Annotated in this window: 12 protein-coding genes; all 12 read right to left on the bottom strand. The window is 38.5% G+C overall.

Annotation, left to right across the window (positions count from 1 at the left end):
- Window positions 1–18: 18 nt before the first annotated feature.
- The 12 genes from AVJ19_RS02385 to acnD all read right to left on the bottom strand — a co-directional run bounded on the left by AVJ19_RS02385 (window position 19) and on the right by acnD (window position 11,919).
- Window positions 19–1,098 (bottom strand): ATP-binding protein, encoded by a 1,080-nt coding sequence (locus AVJ19_RS02385; RefSeq protein ID WP_111858217.1) that lies wholly within the window; start codon window positions 1,096–1,098, stop codon window positions 19–21.
- Between the two features lie 39 nt (window positions 1,099–1,137).
- Window positions 1,138–2,727 carry a hypothetical protein gene (locus AVJ19_RS02380; RefSeq protein ID WP_111858216.1) on the bottom strand — a complete coding sequence of 530 codons (1,590 nt, stop codon included), beginning with the start codon at window positions 2,725–2,727 and terminating at the stop codon, window positions 1,138–1,140.
- Window positions 2,718–4,064, bottom strand: coding sequence for an SWIM zinc finger family protein (locus AVJ19_RS02375; protein ID WP_111858215.1), 1,347 nt, complete (start codon window positions 4,062–4,064; stop codon window positions 2,718–2,720). The genes AVJ19_RS02380 and AVJ19_RS02375 overlap by 10 nt, the downstream gene beginning before the upstream one ends.
- Window positions 4,065–5,267: 1,203 nt before the next feature.
- On the bottom strand, window positions 5,268–5,717 hold the full coding sequence (locus tag AVJ19_RS02370) for a hypothetical protein (protein ID WP_111858214.1): 450 nt from the start codon (window positions 5,715–5,717) through the stop codon (window positions 5,268–5,270).
- Window positions 5,718–5,826: 109 nt separating this feature from the next.
- Complete coding sequence (locus AVJ19_RS02365) at window positions 5,827–6,033, bottom strand: hypothetical protein (RefSeq protein WP_111858213.1); 207 nt, start codon at window positions 6,031–6,033, stop codon at window positions 5,827–5,829.
- Window positions 6,034–6,211: 178 nt separating this feature from the next.
- Window positions 6,212–6,790: a DUF4126 domain-containing protein gene (locus AVJ19_RS02360; protein ID WP_111858265.1), complete on the bottom strand. Its 579-nt coding sequence runs from the start codon at window positions 6,788–6,790 to the stop codon at window positions 6,212–6,214.
- Between the two features lie 122 nt (window positions 6,791–6,912).
- On the bottom strand, window positions 6,913–7,074 hold the full coding sequence (locus AVJ19_RS02355) for a zinc ribbon-containing protein (RefSeq protein ID WP_227542967.1): 162 nt from the start codon (window positions 7,072–7,074) through the stop codon (window positions 6,913–6,915).
- A gap of 204 nt (window positions 7,075–7,278) precedes the next feature.
- Window positions 7,279–7,641 (bottom strand): hypothetical protein, encoded by a 363-nt coding sequence (locus tag AVJ19_RS02350; RefSeq protein WP_111858211.1) that lies wholly within the window; start codon window positions 7,639–7,641, stop codon window positions 7,279–7,281.
- Window positions 7,642–7,661: 20 nt separating this feature from the next.
- Window positions 7,662–7,877, bottom strand: a complete 216-nt coding sequence (locus tag AVJ19_RS02345; protein ID WP_111858210.1) for an antitoxin — start codon at window positions 7,875–7,877, stop codon at window positions 7,662–7,664.
- Between the two features lie 22 nt (window positions 7,878–7,899).
- Entirely contained in the window at window positions 7,900–8,475 is a 576-nt protein-coding gene (locus tag AVJ19_RS02340) for a hypothetical protein (RefSeq protein WP_162626519.1), read from the bottom strand.
- Window positions 8,476–8,608: 133 nt separating this feature from the next.
- The gene (locus tag AVJ19_RS02335; RefSeq protein WP_111858208.1) at window positions 8,609–9,160 is read right to left on the bottom strand and encodes a hypothetical protein; all 552 of its coding nucleotides are present in this window, start codon (window positions 9,158–9,160) and stop codon (window positions 8,609–8,611) included.
- A gap of 140 nt (window positions 9,161–9,300) precedes the next feature.
- Window positions 9,301–11,919, bottom strand: coding sequence for a Fe/S-dependent 2-methylisocitrate dehydratase AcnD (acnD, locus tag AVJ19_RS02330; protein ID WP_111858207.1), 2,619 nt, complete (start codon window positions 11,917–11,919; stop codon window positions 9,301–9,303).
- Window positions 11,920–12,064: the final 145 nt, after the last annotated feature.

Raw genomic sequence — 12,064 nt, 5'->3', positions numbered from 1 at the left:
ATTATAATTATTGTAAAATTATTCTAAATCTCGGCATGCTTGATAAATCTCGTTCCAACCTTCACGCTGTTTAATCACAGTCTCAACATATTCTTTCCATGGCACCACATCTTGCACAGGGTCTTTCACAATCGCACCTTGTAAACCTGCAACCAAGTCATGCGCATTTAAACTGCCATCACCAAAATGTCCTGACATCGCCCAACTGTGGCTCATCACAGAAATGGCTTCAGCAGTTGAAAGCGTGCCTGTGGTACTTTTCAGTTTTTGTTTACCATCGACAGTTTTACCTTCACGCAATTCACGGAAAATGGTGACGAGGGTTTTAATATGCTGATCAAGTGGCTGAATTTCAGGTAAAGATAAACTACGACCTAAAGAGGCCACACGTTGTTGTACGATTTCAATTTCTTCGGCAATGGTCGCAGGCGGTGGCAGAATCACGGTATTAAAACGACGCTTTAATGCAGATGAAAGTTCATTGACACCTTTGTCACGGTTATTGGCAGTGGCAATCACGCTAAAACCTTGTACCGCTTGATATTCAATACCAAGTTCAGGCACAGGTAGATTTTTTTCTGACAATAAGGTAATTAAAGTATCTTGCACATCGGCAGGAATACGAGTGAGTTCTTCAATACGGGCGATTTTCCCTGTACGCATCGCACGTAACATCGGGCTTTGTACAAGTGCGTCTTCAGTTGGTCCTTTGGCAAGTAACTGTGCGTAGTTCCAACTATAACGTAAAGTATCTTCACTCGTACCTGCAGTCCCTTGAATGAGCAAGGTACTGTTACCACTAATCGCAGCTGCTAAATGTTCAGATACCCAAGATTTTGCAGTTCCCGGCACACCCAACAATAATAAAGCACGGTCGGTGGCTAAGGTTGCCACTGCAATTTCCATCAAACGGCGATTACCAATATATTTTGCTGAAATTTCAGTACCATCGGGTAAAGTTGTTCCCATCAAATAATCCACAACTGCATTGGGTGAGAGTTCCCATTGTGCAGGACGTTGTTTTTTATCGTGTTCTTTTAAAGCTGCCAATTCATGGGCATATTGTTGTTCTGCTTTCGCACGTAAAACTTGACTCATGTCAGTGTCCTTTTTATCTAAAATTAAAATGATGTTTTGTTACGCAAGCAATGCCAGTTTTTGTTGGGCAATGCGATTTAAAATGTTAAAACGGCTTGAATCTAAATCTTTCAGTGGGCTAATTTCAGTCGGATAGCCATAAACCACCAACCATTCATACAGTGGATGGAGTAAATAGGCATATTCCTGTTCTTCTTGCAGATAGATTTCCGCCAATAAACGCTCAGTTAAATCTTTGGACAAAATGCCAATACTTGATGCAGGCAAAGGCAAGGTTTTCCAAACATCCAATAAAAAATCAGGCTCATGACGTTTACGTGCTTGACGTAAATGTTGCAACATCAAATGATCACGTTTTTCTGTTGCCAAAAGCGGATAGAGATATTGCAGATTGGATGCAAAACGCATGCTTTCGAGTTCTGCGAGATAATTCTCGTAGAGCCATTCTGCTAAATCAGTACGTTGCTCATGAAAGCATCGGAAACAAAAGGCATCTAAAATATGATTGCGCTGATTTTTATATTTCAGCTTCAGTAAGCTTTCCCATGTTGGAAAAATTTGTTGCCAATAGGACAGTGGCATCGCCGTTAAAATAGAATATAAATACTCTTCGGCTTTACTCGACTGTGAAAACTTGATTAAGTTTTCTTGCACATCAAGGGCTTTTAAGGTTTTACGTTCATTACCATTGGCAGTGTAATTGATGATATTCAGTTGTTGTAATTGTTCATCAATTTCAATACTCATACGCACAATCATGCAACGATTTTTAGCATCAAATTCAAGTACATTTTGCAATAACGCATGCAATTTTTGCGTATAAGGATGTTCAGAATTGTGCAGGAATAAATAATGCAAACCTTGCCCTAAAGCCTGTTCAGGTTTCTTTTGATGCAATGCGGTTAAATACTCAACATGTGGCGCAAAAAATGCAAAAGGCGTTTTTTTAATCCATTCTTCACGCTGATCTTTGCCCAAACGCTTCCATAACATTTCAAAATGTGTATGAATAAAATCGGCATGTTCAAGGCTTAAATTTTGAATCAGGCGTTCAGCAGGACCTTTACTTAAACTTGCAAATTTTGCATCTTCTTCATCCATTGGCTGTTGTTGAATCAGACAATCACGCAGGATTTTCGCCACTTTCAAGCGATTATCCTGACGCAAATCTTGTAGTTTATAACTACGCTCAGGCAAGGTTTCAGCCAAAAGCAAATCGTTATTTGCCACGTCTAACACATCTAAAACCAAGTGCGGTGCAATAGCATGTTTCTGTAAACGAATCAGGTGTAAAATATAATTCAGCCAAGCCGATTTTTCATACTGAAAATTATATTGATTCAGTTGCACAATGCTTTGAATCACACTGTTAATGCCCTGTGTACTTGGCGTAAATGGCATTTCATCATCTGCCAAAGTTGCCAACTGTTGCTCAGAACACGGATAGGCTTGTTGTGCAGACACTTGGAACAGCGTCCATTGCAAATTTAAACCGAGTAAATCATTTTCATCACTGACAAATTCAGAAATTGGCGCAGGCACTTGAATCGGTTGCTGATAATGCTGCCCAAGTGTCAATTTAAGTTCAAGTTGTTTGGTAAATTGTGCTAAAGGTGAGCTTATAGACATTGGTAATGCGCTCCTTGCCAAAGACTAATCAGTTTCAGGTCTAAACCATTCCACTCTAAACCTGCATAAAAGGGTTGATTGCTGACCATCATCCATAATCTGGTAAATTGTGCTGTATTGAGTTCAATCGGCATCATGTGGTTTGTGGCATCAATCAGAAAATAACGCTCATCTTTTTGGCTTAAACGCACAGGATTCATCCACCAAAAACTGGTTAAATGCATTGGATTTTGATTGAGTTTTTCGGCATGTTTTGCCAAAGCAGCTTCAAATGAAGCAAAACCTTGTGGGGGTTGCTGTTCGATTTTGACAGCATCAATTTCGTTGAGCATCAGATTGTCTGCGAGTTTTAAGCGTTGTTGCTTAACACCGGGGTAACGCTGTGCTTTCAGTTTAAAACTGTGTTGACTGGGCAAGGTAATGCCATAACGTGTATGCGGTGCAATATCAAAATCAAGAATGAGATGATCTGTTAAGGTTTTTTCATCCCACAACCATTGACGACGGAAATTGCCTTTTGACTGTTGTAGAGGATGAGTCGTTGATGCCACGACGCTTACTTGTAATTCTTCAGTCGCTTGTGTCGCCCAAAAATCACTGGCAAGGTTAATGCCCATAAGCTGACGTAATTCGTGTTGTAAATCCTCAGACAATTGTTCACGCTTTTGCCAAAGTTCAGCAATCAAATATAAACGTGCAAGCCAAAAAGCACTTTGTTGTTGCCAATTGCTTTGATAGAGCGAACTTGACAGTTCATCAATCCATACATTCAACCCTGCAGCTTGAGCATCAACCAAACGACTGGAAATTTCATGGAAAAATTGGTGACCACTTTGCGAACGTACTTCTCCCAAACCTAAATTCACCACATCTTTAAGCCACAATTGTAATGCTTCAATGCCTTGATCAATTTTTTTATCACGTGATTCTTGGCGTTTGGCACGGGCTGCTTCATCAACAGGCTTATTGGCTTTCTCGGCTTTTTTCTCGGTGCTTTGCGTCAGTTTATCCCGCCATTTGGTCACACGCTCGGGGAATTGGGTTTCATCTTCCTGAATGTGGAATTCTTGCGGATGTTCCTGATAGACCAAAAGCAAAGCCAAAGCATGTTTACAAGGGCGTTTAAAACTAGGACAACTACATTCACATTTTAATTGCGGTAAAAAAATCGCACTTTGATAAATGGCACTGCCTTTAATCTCTGCCCACACCCACTGATCTGCGGAAGCACCTTTATTATTCCAATCATTCACTTTCGCCAATTTCTTTGCGGCTTTTTCTGAATTCGCATCAGGAATAATTTGTTGTATTTGATCTGGCTGAATGGTCAGCAACATAAAAAGTCCTTCAATTATTCTTCATTGTAAGTTTGATTTCGTAAATCAATTTATATTTTCAGCGCTTATTTTTCAACGGGAAAAAGTAACAAAACGACATATTTTGTCGCTAATTTGTGAGTGAAAGTACATCATAAATCTGAATATTCATGCAATTTTTATTATTTTAAGTTGATGCTTATTTTTATGTTTATTTGTGTCTTGCAAATTTTTTAGGGCATTGGGAAAACATCGTATGGTTTACTTCAACTATTAAAACTTGATAAGTTCTAATCCTATTGCCTATAAACTTTTGGTCTATAGCGTCCTAAGCCGAATCGAGATCTTTTGGATTTGTACTACACACACGTTGTACGCAACTGGTAGCAGGCTACTCTTTTCGATCCCATCACACCCTTGCGATCTATAGTAGTAAAATGTCTGTGGGATTAATTCCCTAAGAATGACGCATTTTTACTAAATTTGAAAATATTTTTCATTATTTATAAAATAACAATAAATTTTCCCAATCAAGCCAAATTCATGCACTTTTTTACGCTATTTAGCGTTAAATATGAGATATTTTTCTGTATCTAAATTCGGTTTTAAAAGCACCATATCTAAAATGTTATTCTCCTCTGCATTATAAAATACAGACTAAGCTCACTTATATATCTACATGAAAATGTTATTGGTTCAGGCAAATCAGAACCAATGTCAGAAGTAAATTTAAAAAGTATAATTTATGAATAAGGTACTAAGAGATAGATACTGGATTTTTTAAATTGAAGTGGTACTTTATATGGATATGGCTATTTTTATTCTAACTTCTCACTGCGAATTTTTTAGGGTATTTGGGAAAACATCGTATGGTTTACTTCAACTATTAAAACTTGGTAAGTTCTAATCCTATTGCCTATAAACTTTTGGTCTATAGCGTCCTAAGCCGAATCGAGATCTTTTGGATTTGTACTACACGCACGTTGTACGCAACTGGTAGCAGGCTACTCTTTTCGATCCCATCATACCCTTGAGATTTATAGTAGCCAAATGATGACGGGATTAATTTCCTAAGATTGCTTAATTTCTATCAAATTCAAAAATATTTTTCATAAATTCCCAAAAAAATCTATTTTTTTCCATTTAAGGCAAAATTTGTCATTTTTTACTGCAAAAAAACTGATTAAAACAGAATTTTTATCTTTCCTTTGACCTATTAGAGTCTCAAAAATTTAATGATGCTTTTTGTTTACTGTCCTTATAATGCTGCTCCAAAGCCTCTAATTCACCATTTAAAAAGTACAGCAAATATTGTCGGGTTGCAGCAGCATCAATTTTTTTAAAAAAGATATAATCTTTGGTTTTTCGAGTAATCAGTCCAAATACATCTTTTTGTGGCACGATCACGGCTAGATCACTTTCAATTTTAAATTCTAAATCATCCAATCGTGAAAGTGCATTTAACGTTAACCGAAGTGTTTGCTTGGTTTCTAAATCTGTAATCGTAAAACTCGCATTATCACTGTTAAATTGTAGTTGACGTACCAAAAGTTGTCGCCAAGAAATACTATCAAACTTAATTAAAGCCTGAATTGCGCTAAGCTTCTCTGAAAACTCATCCCCACCCTCTTGTAAATTTTTAGGTGTATGTATCACCAAATCAAATGTTTTCATTGTTATTTTTTCCTATTAAACAGGTGTATTTTAACAACTTATCTCATCTTATCGTTTTTATTTCCGATGAAATAACATTTGAAAATAAATGATCTCAATCTTCATAGGTTCAGTTTGGGCAACACTTGATACAAGCTTGTATTTTTTCTTTAGGCCAATTCATTCTTGCACGTTTATGCGCTAACTCAACATCTGCAAAATAGCCAATTAAAATTTGATGGTAATGTTTGGGTAAATCCTCACAGCCTTGTGTCGCATTATGTAATTGGTAGGTTCCATTGCTTAACGGATTTTCATCTACAATAAATTTAAGCATTTTTATTCCCTCGCTTCAGACTTATCATTTAATGCCACCATAAATCCATAAAAAAAATATGGATTTATATTAAGCTAAAAACTATGCTGTTTTTGAATAAAAATCAAATGTTTTTCGAGAGAAATTTAACGCAATATTTTTCAAAATATTTTCAACACTGCACACTGGTATGTGTCATTTATAAAGCTGTTGGATGAGCGTTGTTTTTATTTTTTAAACGTATCCAACGGATCACAATGATCATTAGAATAATCCCAACAATCACCACCAAAACAGGGACAAAGAAAGATAAAACTGACACAATCAATGCACTGATCCATTCAGTTGTAGATACAAGTGGATTTCCGATCCCCCCTGTGGTTGCCGTGGATAAGCCACGTACAGCAACTGTACTGAGTTGTACTGCCGATGCTGTTCCGCCTCCCACAATAATCGCTGCCGCCCAACTGGCAAAGGGTGACATTTCCCCTGTACTGACTGCCATGGTTGTGAGTGTGCCTGCGATCATGGCTGCTGGTGTGGAAATGGTGTCCAATGCATTATCTACCCACGGAATGTAGTAAGCTCCGATTTCACAAACAGTTGCAACTGCAAGCCCGATACAGACCGATGGCATGGCAAGCCATTCAAAACCTTTCATGGGTTCAAATACACCCATTAATGATGCTGCGCTCATAACAAGTAAAGGGACAAAAACACGAAAGCCACAGGCAGCGCTTAATCCGATGCCGATGCATAAGCTGAGTATTGTTTCGATCATCGTGTGTCTACCTTTGTTTTTATGGATTGATGAATAAGGTAGCAAAAAGCCCTATTGAGTAATAGGGCTTTTATTTTAAAACAGGGAGTATCCGTTTTAATTATTGTGCTTATGCAATCTTATTTGTTGAAGTGATTGCCAAGACATTTGGTACACGGTGGTAGTCGATCTGTACCAATTTCTAAGTAGGTGCGTTGACCGCATTGAACACAAAAATAGAAGCCTGTTCCAGGTTTAGAGCCAGCAGTAACCATTTTTGTTCTCCATAGGTTTTTAGAAATGGTGAACTCAGTATACTGTTATCGGTGTAAATGTCTATTGGCTATTTTGAAAAATGATGGTGTCATTTTTGCAAGAAATGGCTTAAACGAATTTATTGTCAGTTTTATTTCAATTTTGAGATATAAATCGCCACTTTTTGTTTTTTCTTTGCTTATTTTTTCCAAATTGAATCGAATTTTCTATGCAATTCGATTTGTTTCAATTTATTTCTGCATATCAAGTGGCATGCCGTCTGCTCCAAATACTACGCTTCGTTTTTTGAGTTTTTCACAGGCTGCGTGATGGACAACACCTCGTTTGCTGACTTTGGTTTCGAGTAGTCTGCGTAATGTGGCTTCGCTGACGTTGGCATGGTGGACGACTTCCATGCGTACACCCCAAAATTTGTCGTTTGCAAAGCGGTCAAGGATTTCGGCATCTGCATCGGGGTTCATGGCGGCTGTGGCTCGAATCGCTTGATTTGGGTCTGTTAGGAATGATTCAAGCTCGGCTGTATTAGCTGCACCACTAGCAGCAATATAGCGGCGTTCTTCTTCGGCTTTTTGTTCGGGGGATTTTTTGGGCATGGGATCTCAGCTTAGATTCTTTATTTTGGTGGTTTATCTTCCTTTACTTCTACTAATAAATCATTAGGTATTTGCTCTATTGCAGTATTAGCTTGTTCTGCTGTGATTGGTTTTTCTCGCAGAATAACTTCATCGCCATTACGAAAAATTTCGACTTCTGAACCCTTAAAGTTAAATTCTTCGGGAAGATTAATATATTGATCTTCTCCAATCATGTAAGGTTGAATTGTGGGCATTTGTATACTCCAATAATACTATTTAATCCTTGAAAACTTTAGTTTCATTATTAATTAAACTAATTGTTTCAATATGAGATTCAATATTTTCGTAAATTTTTTTATAAATCACAGGTAAATATTTAATAAGATCATTCATATTAATTTCCTTTTTTTCAAACCCATGATGAGAATTCAAGTATTTAACAATATTATCTTGCTTTTCTTTCGCCATTTTAATAACAGGATCAACATCTTGATATAAGTGCTTATTCGATAAATGTATCAAACCACAGCCAAAATCATACACTAGTGCTTCCCAACCACCTTGTTTAAGCATTTTATTATCCGTTATACGCTCCATCTTATTATTAGCATTCAGAAACTTCCACTCACCCAATTCAACACTATTTTTTACTAAATCAAAGGCATTAAACCTTAATTTCACTCCATTTTCGTAGTCCACTAAATAAGAAGTTCTTAATAAACTGTCCAACTCTTGCCTTATAATACCAATACAAACTCCATAACATTGATGATCATAAAGTAAGTCAAAGGCTTTTTTATTTTCAATTGATCTAGCTGTGACCTGCTTTAAAAACTTATCTAATATATTCATAGAAATTTCCATTAAAACCCCCACTTAACAGTAGGGTCTTTTTACAACAAAATCAATTATGTTTGCTTAAAGTCTTAAACCACATTCCCTTCCAAAAAATCCTAAACAAAGCGTTGTAATATACCTACTGCATTTACAAAATAGTAAAACTAAAGTTTGTTCCTTTAATTTCTTGACTTAAAAGATGATTTTGATCAAAGGTGTAACCTTGCTTATTTTCATTAATATATGTCAGGCAAGTACCTTCTTGTATTGTTCTATGTACACCAACACACCAAAAACTTCTAATATAACTATGTTCGCTTGGCTTTAAAGAATTAAACTTATTTATATCTTTCATCATTTCTTTAATACATTGTTTTGCATCTTTATGTTGTTTTAATTCAATCGCAATCATCGTTTCTGTAGATTTATTTCTTTCTCTTAGCCAAAAATCAATGATGCCTTGTAATTTTAATTTTTCAATTCTTTTATCCATAGAACAAGGAACTTCTCTTAGCCACTCCATTACATTATTTTGATCATCTAAAAAAAATGCCAATTCAATCTGTAACCAGATTTCCCAACCCGTTATTTCTTTGTCTTCAATTAATAATAAGCGGTCTTTAATATATTTTTGTTTAAAAAACTTTTCAAACAATGAAGATAAAAAATTGAAATCCCCATTTATAGCATTTTTATTCACTTTATTTATCCTCAGTAAAAAAACCCCACATAAATGTAGGGTCTTTTTATAACAAAATCAATTGCTTTAATCTCCCCTAACCCCTCTTTTGAAAGAGGGGAACTCCCTCCTTTTTTAAAAGGAGGGTTGGGGTGGATTACTTAAGCCACATTCCCTTCCAAGAAATCCTGTGCAAAGCGTTGCAACACACCACCCGCTTCATACACATGGACTTCTTCTTCAGTATCTAAACGACAAGTTACAGGCACTTTCACGATCTCATTCTTACCATCAGTCGTAGAACGCTCGATCACCAAAGTCAGATCAGAACGCGGTGCAATATTACCAATCACGCTATACAACTCAGTACCATCAAGCTTCAGCGTCTTACGGTCAGTACCCGCTTTAAACTCAAGCGGTAACACGCCCATACCTACAAGGTTAGTACGGTGAATACGCTCAAAACCTTCCGCAACAATCACCTCAACACCTGCAAGACGCACACCTTTTGCAGCCCAGTCACGGCTAGAACCCTGACCATAATCCTTACCTGCAATAATGATCAGCGGTTGCTTACGATTCATATACGTTTCGATTGCTTCCCACATACGCATTACTTCGCCCTCAGGCTCAACACGTGCTTTCGAACCTTGCTTGATCGTACCGTCAGAGCGAACCACCATTTCATTAAACAGTTTCGGGTTGGCAAATGTCGCACGTTGCGCAGTTAAATGGTCTCCACGGTGCGTTGCGTATGAGTTAAAGTCTTCCTCAGGTACGCCCATTTTATGCAGATATTCACCTGCTGCTGAATCCATCAAGATTGCATTCGATGGTGACAAGTGATCCGTTGTAATATTGTCAGGAAGAATCGCAAGCGGACGCATATTTGCCAAAGTACGTGGCGCAGCCAAAGCACCTTCCCAATACGGCGGACGACGGATATAGGTACTTTGTGGACGCCAATCATATAGTGGACTCGCAGCTTGTACACGCTCACCCAAATCAAACATTGGGATATACACTTTCTTAAACTGCTCAGGTTTAACAGCAACTTTTACCAGTGCATCAATTTCTTCATCCGATGGCCAGATGTCTTTTAAGTAAATTGGATTACCGTCTTTGTCATTGCCTAAAGAATCTGTTTCGATGTCAAAACGAATCGTACCCGCAATTGCATACGCCACGACCAATGGAGGAGATGCTAAGAATGCTTGTTTTGCATAAGGATGGATACGACCATCGAAGTTACGGTTACCTGAAAGTACTGCAGTTGCGTACAAGTCACGGTCAATAATTTCCTGCTGAATCACAGGATCAAGCGCACCTGACATACCGTTACAAGTCGTACATGCATACGCCACAATACCGAAACCAAGCTTCTCAAGATCACCCAACACGCCTGCTTCTTCAAGATACAAAGCAGCAGCTTTAGAACCTGGTGCAAAAGATGATTTCACCCAAGGTTTACGCACTAAACCAAGTTCATTTGCCTTACGTGCCAGTAAGCCTGCTGCAACAGTATTACGTGGGTTTGATGTATTGGTACAAGATGTAATTGCCGCAATAATCACCGCGCCATCTGGCATTAAACCTTCAGCTTCTTGCGCGCGAGCAGCTTCTAAGTTACCTGCAATGCCTTTAGCTTTTAAGTCAGCTGTAGATACACGTGCATGTGGGTTTGATGGTCCTGCGATGTTACGGGTTACTTGCGATAAATCGAAACGTAAAACACGTGGATATTCCGCTTGTTTCATATCCGATGCCCAAAGACCAATTTCTTTGGCATAAGTTTCAACAAGTTTAACCTGATCTGCTTCACGACCTGTCAGTGTTAAATAATCAATGGTGTTTTGGTCAATATAGAACATTGCCGCAGTTGCGCCATATTCTGGGGTCATGTTGGAAATCGTGGCACGATCACCCACTGACATGCTGTCTGCACCTTCACCAAAGAATTCTAAATATGCACCCACCACACGTTCTTTACGCAAGAATTCTGTCAATGCCAATACGATGTCCGTTGCAGTAATGCCCGCTTGACGCTGACCCACAAACTCTACACCGATAATGTCTGGAAGACGCATCCAAGATGCACGACCCAACATCACGTTTTCAGCTTCCAAACCACCGACACCAATTGAGATCACGCCAAGTGCATCAGTATGTGGTGTATGAGAATCTGTACCTACACAAGTGTCTGGGAATGCGATACCTTCGCGGTTTTGAACCACTGGCGACATTTTCTCCAAGTTGATTTGGTGCATGATGCCGTTACCAGCAGGAATGACATCGACATTTTCAAACGCAGTTTTTGTCCATTCGATGAAGTGGAAACGGTCTTCATTACGACGGTCTTCCACAGCACGGTTTTTCTCAAATGCATCTGGATCAAAACCACCGTATTCCACTGCCAAAGAGTGATCTACGATCAACTGAGTCGGTACAACTGGGTTTACTTTTGAAGGGTCGCCACCTTGATCCGCAATCGCATCACGCAGACCTGCAAGGTCAACCAATGCAGTTTGCCCGAGAATGTCATGGCACACCACACGTGCAGGATACCAAGGGAAATCATGGTCTTGTTTACGGTTAATCAGTTCTTTTAAAGATTGTTCGAGAATGGCTGGGTCACAGCGACGGACTAACTGTTCAGCCAATACTTTTGAAGTGTATGGAAGTTTCGCGTATGCGCCTGGCTGGATGTCTTCAACGGCTTGACGCACATCGAAGTATTCGAGCTGGGTACCTTGCAGTGGTTTGCGGTAATTGTTATTCATTGAATTGTGCCTCTTGCATCATTTTGTACTGCGTGTCTGATATTCGAATAGTACACTGCCGAAAACCCATTTCCCAAATCGTTTATATTTCATAAGCTTAGATATAAAAACAGGGGTTTTAGAAATATTTAGTAACAACTTGCTC

This window comes from Acinetobacter sp. CFCC 10889, assembly GCF_003268395.1.
GTDB lineage: Bacteria > Pseudomonadota > Gammaproteobacteria > Pseudomonadales > Moraxellaceae > Acinetobacter.
Note: the sequence above shows the minus strand (reverse complement) of the source record. Positions and strands in the feature narration are given on the sequence as shown.

Coding starts and splice junctions, on each gene's coding strand:
- AVJ19_RS02385 (WP_111858217.1), bottom strand. CDS start 1,098: ATGAGTCAAGTTTTACGTGCGAAAGCAGAACAACAATATGCCCATGAA.
- AVJ19_RS02380 (WP_111858216.1), bottom strand. CDS start 2,727: ATGTCTATAAGCTCACCTTTAGCACAATTTACCAAACAACTTGAACTT.
- AVJ19_RS02375 (WP_111858215.1), bottom strand. CDS start 4,064: ATGTTGCTGACCATTCAGCCAGATCAAATACAACAAATTATTCCTGAT.
- AVJ19_RS02370 (WP_111858214.1), bottom strand. CDS start 5,717: ATGAAAACATTTGATTTGGTGATACATACACCTAAAAATTTACAAGAG.
- AVJ19_RS02365 (WP_111858213.1), bottom strand. CDS start 6,033: ATGCTTAAATTTATTGTAGATGAAAATCCGTTAAGCAATGGAACCTAC.
- AVJ19_RS02350 (WP_111858211.1), bottom strand. CDS start 7,641: ATGCCCAAAAAATCCCCCGAACAAAAAGCCGAAGAAGAACGCCGCTAT.
- AVJ19_RS02345 (WP_111858210.1), bottom strand. CDS start 7,877: ATGCCCACAATTCAACCTTACATGATTGGAGAAGATCAATATATTAAT.
- AVJ19_RS02340 (WP_162626519.1), bottom strand. CDS start 8,475: ATGAATATATTAGATAAGTTTTTAAAGCAGGTCACAGCTAGATCAATT.
- acnD (WP_111858207.1), bottom strand. CDS start 11,919: ATGAATAACAATTACCGCAAACCACTGCAAGGTACCCAGCTCGAATAC.